Origin of the sequence: Flavobacterium sp. MEB061 (assembly GCF_000834715.1) — a bacterium.
Taxonomy (GTDB): Bacteria; Bacteroidota; Bacteroidia; order Flavobacteriales; family Flavobacteriaceae; genus Flavobacterium; species Flavobacterium pectinovorum.
In genome coordinates this window covers 48,297-70,575 of sequence record NZ_JXQR01000002.1, presented here as the reverse complement: position 1 = coordinate 70,575, position 22,279 = coordinate 48,297, and the positions used below count along the sequence as shown (strand labels likewise).

Annotated in this window: 19 protein-coding genes and 1 pseudogene; 14 read left to right on the top strand and 6 right to left on the bottom strand. The window is 33.9% G+C overall.

From position 1 onward, the window contains the following. Positions 1-18: 18 nt before the first annotated feature. From RT99_RS00360 to RT99_RS24520, 7 genes are all read left to right on the top strand, one after another. Positions 19-495 carry a Dps family protein gene (locus tag RT99_RS00360; RefSeq protein WP_042562735.1) on the top strand — a complete coding sequence of 159 codons (477 nt, stop codon included), beginning with the start codon at positions 19-21 and terminating at the stop codon, positions 493-495. Between the two features lie 85 nt (positions 496-580). Further along, a complete protein-coding gene (locus RT99_RS00355) occupies positions 581-1,024 on the top strand; it encodes a DoxX family protein (RefSeq protein WP_042562734.1) in 444 nt (147 codons plus the stop codon). A gap of 2 nt (positions 1,025-1,026) precedes the next feature. Further along, positions 1,027-2,439, top strand: coding sequence for a tyrosinase family protein (locus tag RT99_RS00350; protein ID WP_042562733.1), 1,413 nt, complete (start codon positions 1,027-1,029; stop codon positions 2,437-2,439). After that, on the top strand, positions 2,417-3,037 hold the full coding sequence (locus RT99_RS00345; RefSeq protein ID WP_082036892.1) for an SCO family protein: 621 nt from the start codon (positions 2,417-2,419) through the stop codon (positions 3,035-3,037). The genes RT99_RS00350 and RT99_RS00345 overlap by 23 nt, the downstream gene beginning before the upstream one ends. Positions 3,038-3,054: 17 nt before the next feature. Beyond that, positions 3,055-4,404 (top strand): alginate export family protein, encoded by a 1,350-nt coding sequence (locus RT99_RS00340; protein ID WP_042562852.1) that lies wholly within the window; start codon positions 3,055-3,057, stop codon positions 4,402-4,404. Positions 4,405-4,505: 101 nt separating this feature from the next. Next, the gene (locus tag RT99_RS00335) at positions 4,506-5,300 is read left to right on the top strand and encodes an alpha/beta fold hydrolase (RefSeq protein ID WP_052483444.1); all 795 of its coding nucleotides are present in this window, start codon (positions 4,506-4,508) and stop codon (positions 5,298-5,300) included. 299 nt (positions 5,301-5,599) lie between these two features. Continuing rightward, positions 5,600-7,783: a sensor histidine kinase gene (locus RT99_RS24520; protein WP_052483443.1), complete on the top strand. Its 2,184-nt coding sequence runs from the start codon at positions 5,600-5,602 to the stop codon at positions 7,781-7,783. A 105-nt stretch (positions 7,784-7,888) separates the two neighbouring features. Here RT99_RS24520 and RT99_RS24515 read toward each other — a convergent pair whose 3' ends face one another. The 3 genes from RT99_RS24515 to RT99_RS00315 all read right to left on the bottom strand — a co-directional run bounded on the left by RT99_RS24515 (position 7,889) and on the right by RT99_RS00315 (position 12,164). After that, a complete protein-coding gene (locus RT99_RS24515) occupies positions 7,889-9,454 on the bottom strand; it encodes a sigma-54-dependent Fis family transcriptional regulator (protein ID WP_052483441.1) in 1,566 nt (521 codons plus the stop codon). Between the two features lie 82 nt (positions 9,455-9,536). Next, positions 9,537-10,907 (bottom strand): sigma-54 dependent transcriptional regulator, encoded by a 1,371-nt coding sequence (locus tag RT99_RS00320; protein WP_042562732.1) that lies wholly within the window; start codon positions 10,905-10,907, stop codon positions 9,537-9,539. A gap of 318 nt (positions 10,908-11,225) precedes the next feature. Next, the gene (locus RT99_RS00315) at positions 11,226-12,164 is read right to left on the bottom strand and encodes an AraC family transcriptional regulator (RefSeq protein ID WP_082036891.1); all 939 of its coding nucleotides are present in this window, start codon (positions 12,162-12,164) and stop codon (positions 11,226-11,228) included. 1,025 nt (positions 12,165-13,189) lie between these two features. Between RT99_RS00315 and RT99_RS00310 the strand changes: the two genes are divergently transcribed. The 7 genes from RT99_RS00310 (at position 13,190) to RT99_RS00280 (ending at position 19,739) form a co-directional block, all read left to right on the top strand. Further along, positions 13,190-13,876 carry an alpha/beta hydrolase gene (locus tag RT99_RS00310; RefSeq protein ID WP_082036890.1) on the top strand — a complete coding sequence of 229 codons (687 nt, stop codon included), beginning with the start codon at positions 13,190-13,192 and terminating at the stop codon, positions 13,874-13,876. A 35-nt stretch (positions 13,877-13,911) separates the two neighbouring features. Continuing rightward, positions 13,912-15,714: an amidohydrolase gene (locus tag RT99_RS00305; RefSeq protein ID WP_052483437.1), complete on the top strand. Its 1,803-nt coding sequence runs from the start codon at positions 13,912-13,914 to the stop codon at positions 15,712-15,714. 93 nt (positions 15,715-15,807) lie between these two features. Further along, positions 15,808-16,752 (top strand): alpha/beta fold hydrolase, encoded by a 945-nt coding sequence (locus tag RT99_RS00300; RefSeq protein WP_207384871.1) that lies wholly within the window; start codon positions 15,808-15,810, stop codon positions 16,750-16,752. Positions 16,753-16,862: 110 nt separating this feature from the next. Next, positions 16,863-17,552 carry an isochorismatase family protein gene (locus RT99_RS00295; RefSeq protein ID WP_042562730.1) on the top strand — a complete coding sequence of 230 codons (690 nt, stop codon included), beginning with the start codon at positions 16,863-16,865 and terminating at the stop codon, positions 17,550-17,552. Between the two features lie 16 nt (positions 17,553-17,568). Further along, positions 17,569-17,997: a DoxX family protein gene (locus RT99_RS00290; RefSeq protein ID WP_042562729.1), complete on the top strand. Its 429-nt coding sequence runs from the start codon at positions 17,569-17,571 to the stop codon at positions 17,995-17,997. A 408-nt stretch (positions 17,998-18,405) separates the two neighbouring features. Further along, positions 18,406-18,819: a nuclear transport factor 2 family protein gene (locus RT99_RS00285; RefSeq protein WP_042562728.1), complete on the top strand. Its 414-nt coding sequence runs from the start codon at positions 18,406-18,408 to the stop codon at positions 18,817-18,819. A 53-nt stretch (positions 18,820-18,872) separates the two neighbouring features. Further along, a complete protein-coding gene (locus tag RT99_RS00280) occupies positions 18,873-19,739 on the top strand; it encodes an alpha/beta fold hydrolase (RefSeq protein ID WP_042562727.1) in 867 nt (288 codons plus the stop codon). Between the two features lie 71 nt (positions 19,740-19,810). On the opposite strand, the gene RT99_RS24510 is transcribed toward RT99_RS00280, so the two are convergent. The 3 genes and pseudogenes from RT99_RS24510 to RT99_RS00265 form a co-directional block, all read right to left on the bottom strand. Beyond that, a complete protein-coding gene (locus tag RT99_RS24510) occupies positions 19,811-20,884 on the bottom strand; it encodes a TlpA disulfide reductase family protein (protein ID WP_052483432.1) in 1,074 nt (357 codons plus the stop codon). Between the two features lie 72 nt (positions 20,885-20,956). After that, positions 20,957-21,316 (bottom strand): VOC family protein, encoded by a 360-nt coding sequence (locus RT99_RS00270; RefSeq protein WP_042562726.1) that lies wholly within the window; start codon positions 21,314-21,316, stop codon positions 20,957-20,959. A 13-nt stretch (positions 21,317-21,329) separates the two neighbouring features. Beyond that, positions 21,330-22,205, bottom strand: a pseudogene (locus tag RT99_RS00265) (pirin family protein). Between the last annotated feature and the right edge of the window lie 74 nt (positions 22,206-22,279).

The window sequence follows — 22,279 nt, the reverse complement described above, 5'->3', positions numbered from 1 at the left end:
CATTTTAAAAATATAAAAATGAACAATTTAAATGCCATAGGATTAAATACTGTAAAAAGTAAAGAGTTAGCAAATCAATTGAATGATTTACTTGCTAATTATTCAATATTTTATCAAAATGCGAGAGGATATCATTGGAATATTAAAGGCGATGATTTCTTTGTACTACATCAAAAATTTGAAGACTTATACAATAATCTCTTTTTAAAAATTGATGAAGTTGCGGAGAGGATACTAACCTTAGGATTTAGACCAAATCACAATTTTACCGAGTATTTTAAAACAGCTTCAATTTTAGAAACAAATGAAGTAATTAATGGACAGCATTCTGTTGGTAAAGTTGTAGAATCACTGGGAATACTTTTGGCAAAACAAAGATTGATCCTTGATTTATCTGCAGAAATAGATGATACTGGGACTAACAGTTTAATGAGTGACTACATTCGGGAACAGGAAAAAATGGTCTGGATGTATTCGGCATATATAAAAAATTAAACCCGTAATAAAGGCAATTTATTGAAGACAGGAAACTGTTTGAAACATAAGATGCAAAGGAATAATAATTAATAAATAAAAAATTATGAAAAATAAATTACTTGAAACAAGCGAATCATATGCGCCTCTAATTTTGAGAGTTGTCCTGGGTTTTGTTGTATTGATGCATGGTATGCAAAAATTATTAGGCTGGTTTGGAGGTTTTGGCTTTTCTAAAACCATGTTATTCTTTACTGAATCGGTAGGATTGCCTTGGATTATGGGATTTCTGGTAATCCTTCTGGAAACTCTTGGCGCGATTGCCCTTATTATAGGATTGGGAACCAGAGTTATTGCCTTTTTCTATATACTTCTTCCTCTGGGGATGATATTTACGACGCATCTTAAAAATGGATTTTTTATGAATTGGTTTGGAACACTAAAGGGAGAAGGCTACGAATACTTTATTCTCTGGATAGGAATTGCTCTTGCCCTTTTTATTTTAGGCGGAGGCAAATACGCAATAGACAAAATATTTACTAAACAATAGATATGGAAAATAATAACAGAAGATTATTTTTGAAAAAAGTAGGGATGGCTTCCTTTGGTTTAGCAGGCTTACCCTTGATTTCGTCATCGTTAATTGGTTGTAAAGAGGACAAAACAAATCCGGATAACGGCAACCCTGAAAAGAAAGTGTATTCAAATATCGTGGTAAGAAAGAATATTGCTGACATTCCTGTTGATGATCCTGAAATAAAGTTGTTTAAAGATGCGGTAGGAATCTTAAAACAACGTTCAAAAATATCACCTTTAGACCCAATGGGCTGGCAGGCAAATGCTTTGTTGCATACTACTTTTTGCGCTACAAGCATGTATTCTAATCAGGTACATTACAATTGGTATGTATGGCCATGGCATAGATTGTACTTGTGGTCGCTAGAGCAAAAACTCCAAAATGCAGTTTCTGAACCCAAATTAGCATTGCATTACTGGGACTGGACAAAAAATAATTTTATACCCGAGCATTACTGGGGAGACGAGAGCAATCCATTATTTAATGCGTCGAGGTTTGTGGGGCCAAATGACAAAATACCGAATGACTTTATCAATGTAGGGGCAGGTTTTAGAGCAAAAGACTATAAAACTTTTGGAGGATATCCGGCAATCAAAAAAAATGGTGATGCACAGTTAGATGGTTTGGCAGAACAGTCTTTTCATAATAATATCCACAATTGGATTGGAGGGCAAATGGCAACTTTTGTAGAGTCTGGTTTTGAACCTATTTTTTATGGTCATCACGGAAATTGTGATCGCATTTGGGATGCCTGGCGTGCATATAGTCCTGACAATAAATTACCTGAAAATGAAGAATGGCTGGAAAAAAAATTATATGCAACAGATGGCAATGGGCGTCCGGTAGATTTTAAAATAAAAGAATTATTGAAAACAGAAGATTTAGGATATCGTTTTGCTGATTTAGATCTAAATCCAAATTTTTGTAATCCCTATATTGAAGGAGATAAACCAAAGAGAAATGAGTCCAAAAGGGATTGTATTGCACCCTTAAATTTAAAGACTTCAGATACAAAATCTATAACTAAGGATTTTGTTGATAAAGAAAGATCTCACGTTATACTGCATTTTGAACGAGCGCAGCTTCCGTATCAGCCGTATTGTGCCAGGGTATTTTTTGAATATATGATCGATGGAAAGAAACAAAGTAAATACACCGGTACTTTTACGATTTTGCCAATTTTGGATATTGATTCAGTGCTGTTGCAAAACGGAGTGTTTCTTCAAATTGAAATAGAAAAGGAAATTGCCCAAGCCATAGATCAGAAAATAAATATTGATGTAATTTTTCAGCCCGTGCCATTACCCAATAGAAATATTCCGGATGAAATTTTAAAATTAGAAAACATTTCAATTTATAAAGATTATGAAAATAGAAATGAACATTAGAGTTTTACTCTTTATAATACTTTTCGTGGGATGCACGAAGAGTGATAATCTTCCCATTTTAGGTGAATTATCAACTGACCCGCTAACCGGAAAAAACAAGTACTACCAAACACCGGAATTTCTATTAAAAAATCAATTTAATGATGAGGTAACGCATCAGGATTTTGAAAATAAAATACAGGTTGTTGATTTCTTTTTTACCAGTTGCCCTACAATTTGTCCTAAAATGACAAAGCATTTAAAATTAGTAGAAAAGGCGTTTGAAAAAGTAGATGAGGTCGCTATTGTTTCATATAGTATAGATTATAAGAATGATAGTCCTGCAGCGTTAAAGCAGTATTCGGAAAATTATAAAATAAATAATAATAAATGGACCTTCCTAACTGGTAATAGGGATGCCGTTTTTGAACTTTCCAAAGATTATAAAGTAAGGGCATTTGATGACGGTAATGCTGATCAAAGAAACATAATTCATGATGGCACATTTGTATTAGTTGATGGCAAAAGGAGAATTAGAGGTTATTATGATGGTTTAAGTATAAAAGACACAAAACGGTTGATTCAGGATATCAATACGCTTATTGCAGAGGTGGAATGAAAATAATTTTTAAACAGATGAAAAAATATTACCTAATTTTTATAGTTGTATTTAGTTCCGCTGTTTATCCACAACAAATAAATGAATTCAGGTTTTTAAGGTATAATGATACTATTTCAATTGATAGTACAAATCAAAACTTATATTATAAAATCAAACAAATAACGGTATCTCAAAAGTCTAAGGTATTTCTATTTTTTGGAGGTGAAAACAGGACTCAATACCAATATTTTGACAATGAAAATTGGGACGAAGCGTATACGGATAAAAATGGTTTTATACTGAACAGGGCACTTTTGTATGGCGATTTAAAAATTGGGAACTCGTTTCGGTTGTTTAGCCAATTACAGAGCAGTTCTTCAATTAGTAGATTAGATCCTAATTCATTAGAAGAAAATCCTTTAGATATCCATCAATTATTTTTTGATGTCAGGGTAAGGAATTTAAAATTTAGAATGGGAAGACAGGAATTATATTATGGATCACAGAGATTGATTTCAGTTCGGGAAGGACCAAACAGCAGACAAGCATTCGATGCGATGAAAATCATGTATCAAAGAAATCATTTGTCTATAGACGCTTTTTATGGTTATTATGTCAAAAATAGCTTTGGAAACTTTAATGATAAGATTGACAAAAATACAAAGCTTTTCGGTTTGTATACTAGTGTAAAGGGAGTTAGGTTTTTAAACAATGTAGAAGCTTATTTTCTTAACCTCCAAAAATCAAAAAGCACATTCAATACCATTTCGGGACAGGAAAATAGAAATACAGTGGGTTCAAGAATTTGGGGCACTCATTCTAATTGGAATTATGATATTGAAGCTGCCTATCAATTTGGGAAATTTGATAAACAAAACATTAGTGCCTGGACATTTTCGATCAATAATTCTGTTAATTATCAAATCAATAAAAGAATTCAAAAAATAGGATTTAAAACGGAATATATCTCGGGAGATAAAATTCAAAATGATAGTTCTCTGGAAACATTTAATCCTCTTTTTCCAAAAGGGGCATACTTTGGTTTAGCTGCATTAATAGGACCATCAAATTTATTTGATATGCATCCTTTTCTGGAATTTCAGTTAACCCAAAAATTAAATTTTAATATCGATTATGATATGTTTTGGAGGGCTTCAAGGAACGATGCCATATATCAGCCAAATGTTTCGATATTATTTGATAGCTCAAATTCGACATCAAAAAAAATAGGAAATCAATTAGGAGCCTCATTTGATTATTCGATTAATAAGTATTTGAATTTCACCATAGAAGGAACATGTTTTAACAGCGGGAAATTTATTGAGGACGTTAGTAACGGTAAAGATATCTTGTTTATGGCCAGTACTTTGACTTTAGTTTTTTAAAAATAATTTCATTGCATCATTTCATATTAGCGATTCAGTTTCTACAGAATTGAATAAAAAAAATAATAATAACAATTAATATAACCATAAATTTTTTAAAGATGAGAAAATCAATTACAACTGCAGCGGTGATTTTAATGACCGCTATCGGAACACCAATTCAGGCTAACACGGTTAGCCCAAATACCATTGTTATCGTGCATGGAGCATGGTCTTCAGCAGCAGATTTTAAGTCTGTTGAAGCAGAACTTAAAAAGAGTGGCAATGAAGTGATTACAGTAAATTTGCCGGGGCATGGAAGCGACAATACACCTGTTTCATCATTGACGCTTCAAGGTTATGTAGATGTTGTCAAAAAAGCAATTGGAACAAGAAAAAACATTACTCTTGTAGGTCATAGCTTTGGAGGAATGGTGATTAGCCAAACTGCTGAGCAAATTCCCGGACAAATCAAGAAACTGGTTTACCTGTGCGCATTTTTACCGGCTAATGGAGAAAGCCTTTTTTCAATTTCGGCAGCAGATAAGGAAACTCATATTGGGCAATATATACAGCCGGATGAAAAAGCAGGTGTAGTAGGAATTGCTAAAGAAGGTATTTTGGATTTTTTCGCAGCAGATGCACCTAAAAAAATAGCGGATGTACTAGTTCCTAATTTCAAACCGGAGCCACTTGGGCCTCTTGCAACTCCAGTTGCACTTACGGATGCCAATTTTGGTAAAATAGAGAAGGTATATATTTTTACTGAATTCGATCATGCAATAGGGCTGACGTTGCAAAAAAGTATGGCAAAAGCTGCTAATATTACAAAAACGTATTCTTTACCTACCAGCCATACGCCTTTTTTCTCGCAGCCTTCTGTGGTCGCAGCAATTCTAAGTCAAGAAGCAAAATAATATTGCTTTAACAGGTTAAGATTTAGAATTATCAAAACTTCTGTTAATTATAGTGATTGTAATTAACAGAAGTTTTTTATATGGTACTAAAATTTGACATTGTTTATCAAAAATAATTGAAGACAAAATTTTATTCATAATGATTCAACAAGAATAAGTTTAACCAATCTAAATCAATAAAAATTTTAAAGAAATTACTATATTCACCAAACTATTATGCTAGTAATATAGTTATATAAAAGAGTATTGACTTAGCCCTTATCCCGGGGGAAAATGTATGTCAACTAATTTAAAATTTTATGAAATCAAAAATTCTGTATGCTATAATCATTTTATTTTCGATAAATTCATATTCACAATACATCACTAAAAAAGAGTTTGAAAAAGCTAAAAAAGAGCTTCCGCTAGAAACAGATCAGATAAAAAAAGCGAGACTCCTTAACACTCTTGCCCTTTATTACGTTAGGAGAAATGAGTCTTTACAGGACATCAAAACTTCAGAAGACCTCAAGAGTCAATCATTTGAAATTGGAAAGGAATTTGGAGCGAAAGATATTATAGCAACCAGCATGCATATTGATATATTGATCGCTGTGCAAAGAAAAAATAGTGAGTTGGCCACGATGTTAAAAAATAAGGCGCTGGAGTATACACAGCGAAACCTTCTGAAAAACCAGGAAGCTGAAATATATAGGTATATGGGTTTGGATTTTGAAATTCAAAGTACCGATAGCATTACTAGAGAAAAGTATATTCGTAAAGCAAATACTTTATTTAAAGAGGCTCATAATTTATATGGTGAAGGCGAAACCTATGCTGATTTAGCTGATTTTTGTGAAAACACACCAGATACTGCCTTTAAATATGCTAAAAAAGCAATTGCAATAAAGAAACATCTTAAGAATCCTGAATTTTACAGAGATTACACTATGGTGATACGGGTATATTTTGGAAGAGGAATGTTTAAAGAAGGACTGGCTCATGCTCTTCAGGCTGACTTAAACGCTGAGAAGTCGCACGCCAGCCCTCGATGGCGCTGTATTATTTACAATCAGCTTGGTATAATATACGAATCACTCAATATGCATCATGAAGCCCTTATAGCATATAAACGGGGATTAAATATGGCTATAGAAAGTAAAAGACCCAATTTCGTAGAAACGCTGCGATTCAATCTTGCGAGGTACTTATATGATAATAATAAAATTTACGAATCATTAGCCGTAATGAAAGATATCAAATCTTATGAGGCTAAAGACTGTAACACAAGATACCAGTCGATGTACATGCTGCTCTACACCAAATTGAAGCAATATAATAAAGCAAAAACATATTATAAGCAACTCTTACAATGTGATAGAAAGGATGCCAGAGAAATAGCAGTTGCCAATAGATCAATAATGCGATATTTGCTGATGACAGGGCAGGCGGATAAATCTTATTTTTATATTAATGAATTAAAAAAGCAGGCTATTTTAGAAAAAGACTATAGACAACTCCTGGTGGCTGAAAAAGCATTTTATTCTGCTGATTCTGCTGTGGGTAATTGTGCTGCCGCATTGGAACATTTTAAAAATTATAAAGTTCTAAATGACTCCATTTTTAATAGTAAAAACTCTCAGCAGTATAATGACCTTCAGCTAAAATACGATACAGAGAAAAAAGATAAAAATATTGTACTTTTAAAACAACAAAGCGTAATCCATCAGCAGACCATACGCAAAGCAGAAATTTTACGATATCTATTTATCGCAAGTTTTCTTGTGTTAGTACTTTTGATTGCATTATTGTACAACCGTTCAAGAATTAAACAGCGTGCGCAAAATAAAATTAATGAGCAGAATGATCAGCTGAAAATATTGTTGTCGGAAAAAGAATGGCTTATAAAGGAAATTCACCACAGAGTAAAAAATAATCTGCAGATTGTCATTAGCCTTTTGAGTACACAGTCGGAATATTTGGAAAATGAGTATGCGCTTGCAGCTATACAGAACAGTCAGAATCGTATGTACGCTATGTCACTGATTCATCAAAAACTCTACCAATCAGATGACCTTGCAACCATTGACATGGCTTGGTATATTCAAGAATTGGTAAGCTATCTCAAAGATTGCTTTCACACAGATAAAAAAATAAATTATGAATTAGATACAGAATGTATCGAATTGGATGTTACTCAGGCCGTACCGCTGGGGCTCATTCTCAACGAGGCTGTAAGCAATGCTATAAAATATGCTTTTACTAGTAAAGATAGCGGAAAGATTGCTATTGAGCTTACAAAACAGGACTCTGAGAATTATCGTTTGGTAATTAAAGACAATGGAGTTGGCCTTCCTAAAGGTTTTGAATTAAAAGGACAAGACTCACTCGGAATGAACCTAATGGTGGGGCTTGCTAATCAGATAAATGGTATATTTGAAATTGAAAACATGGCGGGATTAACTATCATCATAACCTTTAAGAAGAGAAATACCTTAATTTAGAGGTCCTGTGAAAACAATGAAATACCAGATTTTTGTTGTAAAACAGTATTTTTACCTTATTGTTTTTTATTAACCCAGTTGCAATTTCTAAACAAGAAATCATCTTCAGTCTAAAATATAATGTCTTTTTTTAATGCCCAGTTTTTGCATCTTGGATTTAAGTGTTGTAGAGGGGATTTCTAGAAATGATGATGCGCTATTTGGACCTGAAACTTTTCCTCTGCAAAATTTAAGCACTCTAATGATATAATCTTTCTCAAACTCATGCCAGGGTTTGATGCCATTTTTATCTTTGGTGTCTGCTATAATGCGTTGTTCACTTGGTTTAATTTCAGAAATAATATTTCCCTGTGCTATGAGAAATGCTTTCTCGACGGTATTTTCAAGCTCCCTTACATTGCCAGGCCACTGATAAGCCATCAATGTATTAAGTGCTTTTTGGGTTACGGTTTTAACCGGTTTATTATATTTTTTACAGTGCCCGCTTATAAAATATTTCACCAGAGTCTCAATGTCTTCAGGATGATTTCTAAGTGGTGGTATATCTATAGGAAAAACATTTAATCTGTAAAACAAATCCGCCCTGAAATTTCCTTTCAGCACCTCGCTTTGCAGATCTATATTTGTTGCAGCGATTATTCGGATATCTACAATCTTTGTAAAATTACTGCCTATAGGCTGAATTTCCTTTTGCTCTAACGTTCTCAAAATTTTTGACTGAAGTTCCAAAGGCATTTCCCCAACTTCGTCCAGAAATATCGTGCCTTGATGAGCTTGCTCAAATTTGCCCTTTTTTTTGGATGTAGCACCAGTAAAACTGCCCTTCTCATGGCCAAATAGTTCACTTTCAATCAGGTTTTTAGGAATTGCAGCGCAATTCACTACAATTAATGGTTTAGAATTTCTTTTTGAATTATAATGTACAGCCTTTGCAACTAGTTCTTTTCCTGTACCACTCTCTCCCTGAATGAGAACACTACTGTCCGTGACACTTACTATCTTGATAAGACTGCGTATTTTTTTTACAGGTTTACTTTCTCCTATAATTCCCATATTGTCGCCTATTTCATTTCGGGTATCAGGCTGCAGGTAAAACGCTGAGACTTTAGCCGCATTATTTTTCTCGCGTACTAAAATGTTTGTCAAAGTAATTCCCAGCTGTACTGAAAGCTTTTTAATGAGATGAAAACAATTTTTTGCCATGCTGGTTTGTTTGTCTAAACAAAAAAACAGCACCGCATTGTATATATTAAAAGTTATAGAATAAGTGATTACAATATGCTTAGAATCCTGAGCTGCAGTTTCGATAAATGAAGGCATCTCTGATCCTTTTTCTATTTTTTTATGAGACAAGACTAATGGATCTGGGGAATGCAGAATCGAAAAAAAAAAGTCAGCTTTTTTATTATAAGATTCCTGCGTATACTTCTTGTATTCTAAAGTATTACTATGATAAAAGAGGTTGTAATGTTTTTGCATTTCATCCGTAATGCAAATCATCATTTCACTAATGCCCAATATCCTTTTTATATCATTATTCACGGCATCATTGAGTTCGTTTCTTGTAGTGACAGGAGCCAGTGATTCGCACATGCAATTTATTTGAGATTGCTCAAGTTCTCTCTGCTGTATACGCATTATCATTTTTTCATTATCTATGCCGTATGTCATACTTCCGAATTTAACTTATAATAAATGTTGAAATAAATATTAATAATAGCACTTTGAATATTATGTCATGATTGATTTCTAATTAAAAATATTCCTGTCCAATTCCTAATTTTTTCATTTTAGAATACAGCGCCACTGGTGAAATTTTTAAAATTGCAGCAGCCCCGCTTTCCCCGTATATTTTGCCATTGCAGATGTTCAAAATCTTCATGATATGATTTCTTTCTACAAATTGCAAGGAGTCCAGACTATCAGAATCTTTTGCTGCAGTATTTATATCAATATTAGCCGGCAGATTAATTTTTGTAATTTCCTGTGCTTCTTCCAGAAGTACACTGCGCTCTATCAGATGCTCAAGCTCCCGAATATTTCCAGGCCAGTTATAGGCTTGTAATTCAGTTAATGCTTTTGATGTTATGCCCTTAATATTCTTTTTGAATGTAAGATTATAATTTTTTAGAAAATATTGGGCCAGTTCCGGTATATCCTGCTTTCTTTCCCTCAGTGGAAGCAGTTCAATAGGAAATACATTAAGCCTGTAATACAGATCTAGTCTGAAACGGCCTTCTGCTACCTCACGCTCAAGGCTGCGATTTGTTGCGGCAATGATACGGATATCAACTTTTATTATTCCTATACCACCTATGCGCTCTATTTCTTTTTCTTGTAGCACACGTAATAACTTTGCCTGAGCATCAAGGCTAAGTTCTCCAATTTCATCCAAAAAAAGCGTACCACCTTCGGCTTGTTCAAATTTACCTATTCTTTTTGAAACAGCTCCTGTAAAAGCCCCTTTTTCAAATCCAAAAAGCTCAGATTCAAGCAATGATATAGGAAGAGCAGCACAATTAACCACAATCATGGGTTTATTTCTGCGAGGCGAATTTTCATGAATTGTATGTGCTATTTTTTCCTTTCCTGTTCCTGTTTCACCTGTAATAAGAACGGCAGCTTCTGTGGGTGCAACAATGCCTACTCTTAAGAATATTTCTTTAAGCGCGGGAGTGCTGCCTATAATCCCGGGGAAGATCGATACAGTATTTTCTTCTTTTTTAGAATTAAGCTGACTTTGATTTTCTACAGCATATCGATAACGTGCAATGTCCAGCATGACCAAAAGATCTTTACGTCTGAAAGGTTTTACCAAAAAACCATAAGGATGCGTTTTTTTTACAGCTTCAAGTGTAGACTGATTTGTATTGGCTGAAACATATAAATATGGGATTTTTTCTTTTATAAGATCATGAGCTAAATCGATACCCGTTTCATTCCCTTCAATCATAATATCGAGCAACACCCAGTCAGGTCGTATGGTTTTGAGCATTGTTCTAGCCTGAGCGGCAGAGGATACTATGCCGATAACATCAAAATTGTTTTTTTTTAATATCATCTTCAGATCATTCGCTACAATGAATTCATCCTCAACAATCATTATTTTTTCTTTATTTCCCATCGTTTTTAAAATTCGATTGTGATATTTTCCCGATCATTAGTTAAGATATTATATTTTTACTATTACTATTACTTAAGGCGACTATCTTACTGAATGCAATAAAAAAACATCATAGCTTTAATATGCAATATTAATTTTAAATGCTAAAGTAGTGGTTGCAAAATAATTTTCTGCAGTATGACAAAATTATAATAAAATATAAAATCATTTTATTAACTTCTTAGTGATATGCCTCAGGGTAAAATATTACCACCCTTTAGAAAACAGATTTGAATCTTTTCCATGCTTTATTGTTTACTTTCTCTTTCAGTCAAAATTTTAAGCCAGCACATTTATTGGAGGATTTTTGAAATTTTTGCGAAAAATGCCGGGAGCTGTTTTTGTGTTTTTTTTAAAATAAGTGTAAAAATAATTTATGTCATTAAATCCGTATAGGTATGCTATTTCACTTATGGATTTATCTGTGTATTTGAGCACATACTTAATTTCGTCAATTAATTTTTTATTAATCCACTGGCTTATGGTTTTTCCTGTACTGTTGTAAATAATTTTTGATAACTGATTTAAATTTATATTATGACTTTGTGCGTAATGGCCAACATCAAAAAATCCGGTCATTTCACCAGAAAAAATCTTACTTAGATTATCGTCAACTGCATCCAGAAAGGCAGAAGCTTGAGGACTGTATTTTTTCCATGTCAAATCAGACTCGCTTCCTAAATTGTACTGCTGTATTAATAACAGTAAATTGAATATAAGATTAGTGATCATTTCGTATTTATATGGTACCGCGGATAAAGACTCATCGTAAATTTGTGTACAGATACTATTAAATATTTCAGTTAAATCATCTGTAAGGGAAGCTGAAAACGTTTCAAGATCTTCTAGTTTCTGAATATAATCTACTGATGCTGGCCAGTACTGATGTAGAAACTGCTTGTGAAAAGTAATTTTGTAAGCTTTAGTTACGCTGTTCCATTTACTAAAAAGAAAAGCATTAGGACGTATAAAAAGGATATGATTTGAACAGATAGTGTATGTATTATCGCCTGTATGATATTGTGCCGATCCTTGAGTTATTAATACTATGGTAAAATGATCTGGCCTGAAAACTGGCATTTGGCATGGCAGATTCAAACCCAGTTCTTCCATTTTAAAAATAGAAAAGTCGTTACAGTCCATCTCTTCACAAAGTGGAATTTTCAAGAAAGAAAGACTCTCTTTAAAGTTCCTTGTCTTAATTACAATTGGTTTCATATAAGTTAGTTTTTTAAGGTTAACCAAACTCAGATCACTTTATTCAATAAAAATTAGCCGGCCTTCAATAAAATTTCGATTAGACTGTTATCTAAACTCTGCAGTTTCATTTTTATGTTGCTAAAAATTGCCGCGTGCGAATTTTTGGCGCTTTTGGTATATGATAGTACTTAATATTTAATTGGTGCCAATATGAATGTGTTTGATTGTTATTTATAAATGTGTAACCAAAAAACCTACCATTTTTTTAAATAACTAATTTTCAATTAGTTGTATTTTATTTTATATTTAAATTTGACTTTATTTCGTAATGTATAAAGTTGTTTCTGAACATTATTATTTATTGAACAGATTAACACATGAAAAAAAAGTCCTCAAAGAATGTAGGGTGATTGAGATGTCCACTTTCCAAATTCATAATTTGAGAAACCACTCTCTGTTAATTTTTTAAAGAGAAATTATTTAGAAATCAGTTTTACTGACTGTAATAATTTGCGGAAGATTTAGCTTTTTTAAAATTCTCATTTTTTGACTTCTGCAATGAACGCTACGAAAATGTATCTGAACGGAAGATGATTTTTTTAAGAGATTTGGAATTCATTTTATTATTAAACATTTAAGTACAGAAAGATGTTTACTTGTTTCAAATGCGTAAAAGAGAGTGTGTTTAAATGCAGGAATAGTTCACAAAACTATTTTTGTATGCAATATTGTACGCAATACTAATGGTAATACCTTCATAAAAATAGGTTTTACCAATATAAAGTGACAGAACTTTTTCAAATCTTAGTTTATTATAATTTTTAGTGAATTATTCACAGAAAAGCACGCTTTCATTAAATGTAATTTTGTTTCAGCAAATAAGGGAATCCATTTTTGGTTTTTTATCATACGTCAAATTCCATAATTTCCAAGATGCGGTTATCAAGCTTGAATGTGACAAATTACAAAAGAAATATTCCTTATTTCTACTATTAAAAAGTTACAAAAAATAATGATTTCTATAATCTCTAAAAAATATCAAGATGAAAACAATTAGAAATATTATCCTTGTCCATGGTGCATTTGCAGATGGCTCAGGATGGAGGGGAATATATGATATACTGGATAAAAACGGATATAATGTAACAGTGATTCATAATCCATTAACGTCTTTAGAAGATGGCGTTCAGGCCGTGAATATAGCTTTAGATAAACTAGGCGAAAGCGCTGTTCTTGTAGGACACTCATACGGTGGAGTTATAATTACTGAGGCTGGTAACCATAAAAATGTTGCAGCATTAGTTTATGTAGCTGCATTTCAGCCGGGAGATGGCGAAACAGCCTTACATTGGATTCAAACTGCTCCACCGGAGCCAGAAAATGGAGTCCTGCCTCCGGATGAAAATGGTATTATTTATTATGAAAAAAATAAATACCATATGGGAATTTGCGCTGATTTAAGTGAAGAAGATGCCAATTTTATGTATGCTTCGCAAGGTGCATTTTATGCTAAAGGATTTGCAACACCAATTAAAAACGCAGCTTGGAAATCAAAATCTGTATATGGCGTAATTGCAACCGAGGACAAGAGTATTCCGCCAGAAATCCAGGAAGCAATGTACAAACGTTCCAAAACAATTGCCACGTATGTCAAAGGAAGTCATGCGGTTTATATCTCCCAGCCTGAATCAGTGGCAGATGTCATTATTTCAGCTTCTAAAATTGATTAATTATTTACAATTAATAACTTATAAAAACAGTCACAATGAGAAATTCTATATTCCTGGTAGTACTAATAATACTATTCATTTCCTGTCAGAAAGACAAAAAAGAAACTAATGCTGAAACGGCAGATTTAATTGTTACCAATGGTAAAATAGCCATTATGGATAAAAACAAAACCATTAGCGAAGCGATCGCAGTAAGAAAAGGCAAAGTTCTGGCGTATGGAACTACTGAAGAGATTCTAAAGCTAAAAGGTGAGAAAACCAAAGTTATTGATGCGAACGGACGTACAGTAATTCCCGGACTGAATGATTCTCATTTGCATTTAACCAGAGGAGGACGTTTTTATAATGCTGAATTAAGATGGGATGGGGTAACCTCTTTAAAAATAGCATTAAAAATGCTAAAAGAACAAGCAGCAAGAACACCGAAAGGCCAGTGGGTGCGAGTGGTCGGAGGATGGAGCCCGTTTCAATTCGAAGAAAAAAGATTTCCAACAACCGAGGAAATTAATGAAGCAACAGGAGACGTACCGGCATTTGTATTATTTCTGTATAGTCGCGGCTGGATGAATAAAAGTGGTTTAAAAGCACTTAAAATAGATGAAAACACAAAACCGCCTGAGGGAAGTTCCTATGAAAAAGGACCAGATGGTAAATTGACCGGAGTGCTATTGGCAGAACCAAATCCGACAATCCTGTATGCTGCAATTGGGGCGCTGCCTCCTATGGATAATGAGCAAATGTTGAATTCTACAAAACAATTTTACAGAGAATTGAATCGATATGGAATTACAAGCGGAATCGATGCAGGAGGTGGAGGACATGCGTTTCCTAAAGATTATGTCGCGACCAAAGAACTTGCCAATGAGGGAGAAATGCCTATAAGGTTGTCGTATTACTTATTTCCTCAAAATAAAGGAAAAGAGTTCGCAGAATTTCAAAATTGGATTAAAACCAATAAAGTCGGAAATAATGGAGAAATTCATTTGGATCATGGATATGAATTAGAAGGAGGGGGAGAATTTCTGACATGGAGTGCAGGTGATTTTGAGAATTTTTTAGCACCGCAACCGATGTTAGAAGACAGACCTTCGTGGAGAAATGACATCAAAAAAGTGATTCGTTTGCATGTTGATAGCCGTTGGCCGTTTAGAATTCATGCAACCTATGGAGAAACCATTGCTAATATATTGGATGTTCTTGAAGAAGTGAATAATGAAACGAATGGAAAATTAGCCCAACAAAGGTGGCTGTTTGATCACGCAGAAACCATTACAGAACAACAGCTAAAAAGAGTTAAAGCGCTGAACGGAGGTATTGCAATTCAGGCCAGAATGGCGTACGCAGGAGAATATTTTGTGGATCGATATGGAGCTGCAAAAGCAAAATATGCACCGCCTTTAAAATTAATGATCAAAATGGGAATTCCTGTAGGCGCAGGAACTGACGGAACAAGAGTTGCCAGTTATAATCCGTGGCCTGCATTATACTGGATGGTTTCGGGTAAAACAGTGGGAGGATTACAGCTAAGTGCTCCGGAGAACTTACTGACTCGCGAGGAAGCACTTTTATTATACACAAAGGGTAGCGCGTGGGTATCAAAAGAAGAAACGGTAAAAGGTACTTTGGAAAAAGGAATGTTTGCTGATTTCATACTATTATCAGATGATTATTTCAGCGTACCGGAAAGTAAAATCAAAGATTTATCGGCTGTTTTAACAGTAGTAGGAGGTAATGTTGTGTTTGGTGACAAAGACTTTGCAAAAATGAATCCTGCAATTGAAAAAGCAATTCCGGACTGGTCACCGGTTAATTTTTATGGGGGATATCAAAAAAAGTAATTTCCGATACATTGCTTAGAAATATTCAGTCTTAATTTTCTGGTCAAATGGGAATATTCAAGAGACAATTATGAAAAATCTAAAACAAATAAAATGAAGACAAAAATTATAATGTCAGCCTTAATAATTATTTTTTTAACAGGCTCTAAATCTTATGCAAAATCCTGTGGAGAGAAAAATGCTGTTGAATACAAAACAATACTCGTTGATAGTTTAAAAATTTTTTACCGTGAAGCGGGAGAAAAAACTAAACCGACAATTATTTTATTGCATGGATTTCCGTCATCATCACATATGTACCGAAACCTGATCAATGAACTTGCTGATAATTACCATGTAATTGCTCCGGATTATCCTGGTTTTGGGCAAAGCAGTGCTCCAACTCCGCAACAGTATCAATACACATTTGATAACTTATCCGTTACAATGGAGCATTTTATTGATAAATTAAAAATCACCAAAACTAGTCTTTACATTCAGGATTATGGCGGACCTGTTGGTATGAGAATAGCAACACGAAGACCTGAACTGATTCAATCACTTATAATTCAAAATGCAAATGCATATGTTGAAGGATTGGGTGAAGTTTTAAAACCTTTGATAGCCTATATTGAAAATCCAAATGCCCAAACTGAAAAGGAAGCTCGTTTTTTTCTGACTATCGATGCTACAAAATGGCAATATCTAACCGGTGCAGAGGCTCCTGAAAAAATAGCGCCGGACAGTTATAGTATTGATCAATATTACCTGGACAGAGAAGGAAATGATGTTATACAACTCGCCTTGTTTCGCGATTATGGATCTAATATAGCACTTTATGAGAAATGGCATCAGTATTTTGCTAAATACAAGCCAGCCATGTTAGTTATCTGGGGAAAAGATGACCAGTTTTTTACTGCCGCTGGTGCAAATGCCTATAAAAAAGACAGCCCTAATGCTGAAATTCATTTATTAAGCGGAGGTCATTTTGCGTTAGAAGAACATCATTTAGAAATATCTAAACTGATCTTAAACTTTTTAAATAAAAAAGTAAAATAGAAGAACTCAGAGTAGATAATTATTTAAAAAAATAATCCAAAGTTTACTCAAAACACGGGGTATACAAATCAAATATTAAAAAAACAATTAACCATTAAATCAGAATTATTATGAAAAATTTAATTTTAGCAACAGTAGCAGCATTATCGTCTTTAAATGCATTTGCACAAAAACCAAGTCCACAGCTTTTAACACCGAAAAATCATACTTTGATTTTAGTAGATCACGAAAGCCAGATGGCATTTGCCGTGGGTAATATTCCGGTTGATCAGCTAAGAACCAATACTGCGCTGGTTGCAGGAGCATCTAAAATTTTTAAAGTGTCTACAGTTATTACAACGGTGGCCGAAGGTTCTTTTAGTGGACCGGTTTTTCCTGAAGTTCAGGAATTTTATCCAAAAGCAAGCACTAAGTATTTTGACAGAACCAGTATGAATTTCTGGGAGGATGCCAATGCTTACAAAGAAGTAACAGGTAAAGGAAATAAAACACTTGTAATGGGTGGTCTATGGACTTCTGTTTGTATTGTAGGACCTGCATTATCAGCTATAAATGACGGTTACACGGTTTATGTTATTACTGATGCAAGTGGAGATGTAACAGATGAAGCTCATAATCAAGCCGTAACACGTATGGTTCAGGCAGGAGCAAGACCAATTACTTCTATGCAATATTTATTAGAGTTGCAACGTGACTGGTCAAGATCAGAAACCTATACAGCGGTGACAGATTTGGTTCAAAAATATGGTGGTTCATATGGAATTGGTGTTCAATACGGCCGAGCAATGCTTAAACATTAATATCGTAATAGAAATCATGATAGATGTATTTTTTTCTCTCTTACGTTCCAATTTGGGGAATAAATTAAATAACATTGTTTTGCTCTTTTTCAGGATTGCCATTTCATGTGAACTTATTTATGCTCATGGTCTAAAAAAAATAGGAATTGGGACGGCACTTGCAGAAGTTGTCCCTAATCCTTTAAGTCTTCCAGAAGCATTAAATCAAGCTTTTGCAACAACAGCAAATCTTGTCATGCCCATTTTTATCATACTTGGTTTAATGACGCGCATAGCCACTTTACCTATTTTAGCGGTTACCCTGACAGGTTATTTTGTACTGCATTTAAACGATCCGGCTCTGGTAAAAGATGTTCCCCTGATTTACAGTCTTTGTTTTTTACTGATATGCTTTATGGGCGCAGGTAAATATTCGTTAGATCATTATATCAGCAGAGAAAAGTGAACAAAAATGTAGATTTTTCAGGATCACGATTCTAATTTTTAAGTAGTGATTATATTTCAAATTAAAAATGAAAGGTTATAATTAGGCTGAAAAACAACAGGGTTAATAAATTAATTCGCTTTTTAAAATGGCAGCATTCTATTGGATGCTGCTTTTTATTTTAGGGTATGTGATACTTGTTAAAATTCTATATAAAATTCAAATTCAGATGGCTTTTTAGCAAGCAAAACACTTTTTTAAAAATCAGTTTTTCTGTGTGATTTGACACCTTAATTTGTTTTCATTTTCAGAATAAAAAACTTCACTCCAATATCTTTATTTATTATAATTTTTGGTAAGAATATAACAGCAATGCAACTGAATTCAATGCCTAAGTTTGTGGTATAGAAATGCTTAAACATATAAAACATGGTGAAAAAATATCCAATTCCACCCTTTACACTAGAAACGGCAATTGAGAAAATTCAATTGGCAGAAGATTCCTGGAACAGCAGAGATCCGTATAGAGTTGCACAGGCTTATACCGCTGACAGCGAATGGAGAAACCGTCATTTATTTATAAATGGCACCGAAGAAATTATCACTTTTCTGACAGGAAAATGGTCAAAAGAACTCGATTACAAACTTAAAAAAGAATATTGGGCGCATACAGATAACCGAATAGCGGTTCGATTTGAATATGAGTATCATAATGAAGAAGGACAGTGGTTCAGAGCGTACGGAAATGAAAACTGGGAATTTAATGAAGAAGGATTAATGCAGAGAAGATTTGCTTGTATAAACGATCTGCCAATTCAGGAAAGTGAGAGAAAATTAATTTAATCAATTAGAAAATAGAGTTTAAAAAGTAAAAATTTAATTAAAAAACCATTATTATGAAAACAAGTTACCATACAAGAAAAATCAACGGAGTAGAGATTTTTTACAGAGAAGCCGGAGATAAAAACAAGCCAACACTAGTGTTGCTTCACGGATACCCAACATCGTCACACATGTTTCGAAATTTAATAAATGATCTTTCAGATGATTTTCATTTAATTGCACCAGATTATCCGGGTTATGGCAGAAGTGAGCAACCACCATTGGCGGATTTTGCTTATACATTTGAAAATTTCAGCAATATTGTAAAAACATTATTGGATGAATTGGATATCAAGAAATTCAGTCTTTATTTAATGGATTACGGTGCACCAGTTGGTTTTAGAATTGCAAGCAGAAATCCCGGTCAAATAGATACGCTGATTGTACAAAATGGCTGTGCTTATGAAGAAGGTCTTGAAACTTTCTGGGATCCATTTAGAGCACTTTGGAAAGATAGAAATGACAAAGAAGCAGCAGCTACATTAAGTACTTTTCATGCTCCTGACGGATTGAAATGGCAATATACACACAATGTTCCAGATACTTCGGTTATTTCGCCGGACAACTGGGAAATTGATTTAAGACACTTAGAACGCCCGGAAAATGGTGATATTCAATTGGCACTTTTTTATGATTACAGAACCAATGTGCCCTTGTATCCGGAATGGCAGGAATATTTCAGAAAATACAACCCTGAAATGTTGATTGTATACGGAAAAGATGATTATATTTTTCCAGGTGTGGGAGCGGAAGCTTTTAAAAAAGACGTGAAAAATTTAGAGTTTCATTTGTTCAGCACAGGACACTTTGCACTTGAAAGTTTTGGTAGTGAAATGGGGGCACTTATCAAAGATTTCCTTTTAAGAAAAACGGGGAAATAATGAAGTGGTAAAAGATGGGGCGTTTAACTGCCCCATCTTTTTTTATACAATTTAAAGCATCAAAAATAGCTTTATGTTTTTTTGGTATTGGCTGATAAAATCTTCTCTATTTCTGTTGCCGAAAGATTAATACCGATGATAATACCTTTATCATCAATAAGATAGTTATAAGGAATGTTTTCTATTCCGATACTGTTTTTTATTTTTTGCTCCTGATCCAATAGGTTTACCCAATCTAACTTATCTTTTGCGATAGCTGCAGTCCATTGTTCTTTATTCTTATCTATTGAAATTCCAACAATTTCAAAATTGACTCCTGCAAATTGCTGCTTTAAGGCAATAAGTTCAGGGCTTTTTTTTCTGCACGGCCCACACCAGGAAGCCCAAAAATCAACAAGTATAAATTTTCCGTTAAATGTTTTAAAATCAACAAGAGAACCATTTTGGTCTGGCAATGCAAAGTCAATAAAAGGTTTTCCAACACCGTAAGTACCTAGCCTGTCCATTCCTTTTTTAAAGAATTTGAGGTCTTGCTCGGTTTGTTTTGTAATATCTAAAAGAGCATACAGGGTATTCAATTCTTTTTTGCCCAATATAGGATTTACCATTGCCAATTCGGCCATAATTGCACCGCTAAACGGATGGCTGCGATGTTTTTTCAAAAAGACGGTTAATTTTGAATATAACAGTTTATTGAAGTCTTTTTTTTCTGAATTTAATTTATAAAAATTTAAATATTCTGTCTGTATTTGCGACGAACGAGATCCTTTAATTTCGTCAATATGCATTGTCTCTACAGATTTCCCATCTTTATGGACTTTATTTACGCTAATCTGCATCTCAATATTATTATTATCCAAATAAAATTGTGGAGCATTCTCTGCAGATTTTATATAAACCTGAGCGCTTACAGTATCTATACTTATGCCTTTAAATTCAAAATTATTATTGACAATTTTCACACTGTCCTCCACATTATTATAATATAAATAGGCAAAATTATCTGTAATATCGCCTTTGATACTACCATGAATTTTATACATTTTCAAATTGTTTTTTGAAGTGTTTTGGCTGTAGAGCGTTGCAGCAGCTAAAATAGAAAAAGACAATGCCCACTTTACAGGCTTTAGTTTGATTTTAATCATTTGGGTTATATTTATATTAAATGGTGAATAAGGATGCTATTGATTTTTGGAATTTAAGAGATTAGCAGGATTTCAAAGAGTACTATTCTGATCATAAACTTCAATTTTTCTGCCTTCCGGATCAGCAATTATTGTCATAAATCCAAAATTTGTCAGGGAAGGCTCAGAAAAAAAAGTCACATTATTCTCCTTTAATTTCTGGATAGTTCCGCTAAAGTTTTCAAATTCAAAACCCAAGCGTAAATTTACATCTGGTTCTGATTGTTCTTTTGTTAAAGGATAAATTTCCAAAATTGTTTTTCCCATTGAAGCACTATAATGGAAGGGCGAATTTCCATGTTTGTGATATTCAAAACTTAATCCAAATAGTGAATAAAAATCCGCCAGCTTTTTAGGATTTCCTGATCGTAAAACTAATAGTCGAATGTGCATAATAAAGATAATTTTACATCGTCATTGGTACTTCCATCAAAAGCATTTCAGAACCATCTAATTGAGAAATTACTTCAATAGAAGCCAGATCCCAAATTCCCATTCCGTCCTTTTCGTTGAGCAAAGTGCCGTTTACCAGAAAACTTCCTTTTATAATAAAAGCATAAACACCATTGCCTTTCTTTTTAATATTGTATGTACTGGTAAATTCATGATCGAAGACTCCCAGATGAAACCAGGCGTCCTGATAAATCCATACACCCTAATCTTTAGCATCTGGAGATAAAATTTGTTCAAACTTATTATGACGGTCTTTTGATTTTAAAGTAATCTGGTCATATCTCGGAGTTACATTTTTTCTATTTGGATAAAGCCATATCTGAAGGAACTTAACAGGTTTATCTGAACTATTATTAAATTCACTATGGTAAATTCCCGTACCTGCGCTCATGACCTGAATATCACCTTTTTTGATGATGGCCACATTGTTCATGCTATCCTTATGCTCCAGGTCGCCTTCTAATGGAATCGATATGATCTCCATATTGTCATGAGGATGAATGCCAAATCCTTTTGAAGGGTCTACAACATCATCATTGAGAACTCTGAGTACGCCAAAATGCATTCTGTTGGGATTGTAATAAGAGGCAAAACTAAAAGTCTGATGTGTATCAAGCCATCCATGATTGGAATGACCTCTTGATTCGGCCTTGTGTAAAACGCTGTTTCCTGTTACAGGGGTGTCAAGAACTGGCAGATGATTAAAACCTACAGGTTCGAGTGGTTTTATTTCGTCAATATCATTCTGCATGATATTGGCAACTGCTGCCGAGGCGACAAACATTCCTGTTCCTAAAAGTCCTTTTTTGAGAAAATCTTTCCTGTCCATAGTTGTTGTGTGTTTGGGTTCGCTGCAAATTTCTACTATAAATTAAACCTGTGCATTGAACCAGGACAAGATTT

What these genes read in the sequence shown, in the direction of transcription:
- RT99_RS00355 (WP_042562734.1), top strand. Translation starts at nt 581, where the DNA reads ATGAAAAATAAATTACTTGAAACAAGCGAATCATATGCGCCTCTAATT.
- RT99_RS00310 (WP_082036890.1), top strand. Translation starts at nt 13,190, where the DNA reads ATGAAAACAATTAGAAATATTATCCTTGTCCATGGTGCATTTGCAGAT.
- RT99_RS00270 (WP_042562726.1), bottom strand. Translation starts at nt 21,316, where the DNA reads ATGCACATTCGACTATTAGTTTTACGATCAGGAAATCCTAAAAAGCTG.
- RT99_RS00300 (WP_207384871.1), top strand. Translation starts at nt 15,808, where the DNA reads ATGAAGACAAAAATTATAATGTCAGCCTTAATAATTATTTTTTTAACA.
- RT99_RS00295 (WP_042562730.1), top strand. Translation starts at nt 16,863, where the DNA reads ATGAAAAATTTAATTTTAGCAACAGTAGCAGCATTATCGTCTTTAAAT.
- RT99_RS00290 (WP_042562729.1), top strand. Translation starts at nt 17,569, where the DNA reads ATGATAGATGTATTTTTTTCTCTCTTACGTTCCAATTTGGGGAATAAA.
- RT99_RS00335 (WP_052483444.1), top strand. Translation starts at nt 4,506, where the DNA reads ATGAGAAAATCAATTACAACTGCAGCGGTGATTTTAATGACCGCTATC.
- RT99_RS00345 (WP_082036892.1), top strand. Translation starts at nt 2,417, where the DNA reads ATGAAAATAGAAATGAACATTAGAGTTTTACTCTTTATAATACTTTTC.
- RT99_RS00360 (WP_042562735.1), top strand. Translation starts at nt 19, where the DNA reads ATGAACAATTTAAATGCCATAGGATTAAATACTGTAAAAAGTAAAGAG.
- RT99_RS00285 (WP_042562728.1), top strand. Translation starts at nt 18,406, where the DNA reads ATGGTGAAAAAATATCCAATTCCACCCTTTACACTAGAAACGGCAATT.
- RT99_RS00280 (WP_042562727.1), top strand. Translation starts at nt 18,873, where the DNA reads ATGAAAACAAGTTACCATACAAGAAAAATCAACGGAGTAGAGATTTTT.
- RT99_RS00350 (WP_042562733.1), top strand. Translation starts at nt 1,027, where the DNA reads ATGGAAAATAATAACAGAAGATTATTTTTGAAAAAAGTAGGGATGGCT.
- RT99_RS24510 (WP_052483432.1), bottom strand. Translation starts at nt 20,884, where the DNA reads ATGATTAAAATCAAACTAAAGCCTGTAAAGTGGGCATTGTCTTTTTCT.
- RT99_RS24515 (WP_052483441.1), bottom strand. Translation starts at nt 9,454, where the DNA reads ATGACATACGGCATAGATAATGAAAAAATGATAATGCGTATACAGCAG.
- RT99_RS24520 (WP_052483443.1), top strand. Translation starts at nt 5,600, where the DNA reads ATGAAATCAAAAATTCTGTATGCTATAATCATTTTATTTTCGATAAAT.
- RT99_RS00305 (WP_052483437.1), top strand. Translation starts at nt 13,912, where the DNA reads ATGAGAAATTCTATATTCCTGGTAGTACTAATAATACTATTCATTTCC.
- RT99_RS00320 (WP_042562732.1), bottom strand. Translation starts at nt 10,907, where the DNA reads ATGGGAAATAAAGAAAAAATAATGATTGTTGAGGATGAATTCATTGTA.
- RT99_RS00315 (WP_082036891.1), bottom strand. Translation starts at nt 12,164, where the DNA reads ATGAAACCAATTGTAATTAAGACAAGGAACTTTAAAGAGAGTCTTTCT.
- RT99_RS00340 (WP_042562852.1), top strand. Translation starts at nt 3,055, where the DNA reads ATGAAAAAATATTACCTAATTTTTATAGTTGTATTTAGTTCCGCTGTT.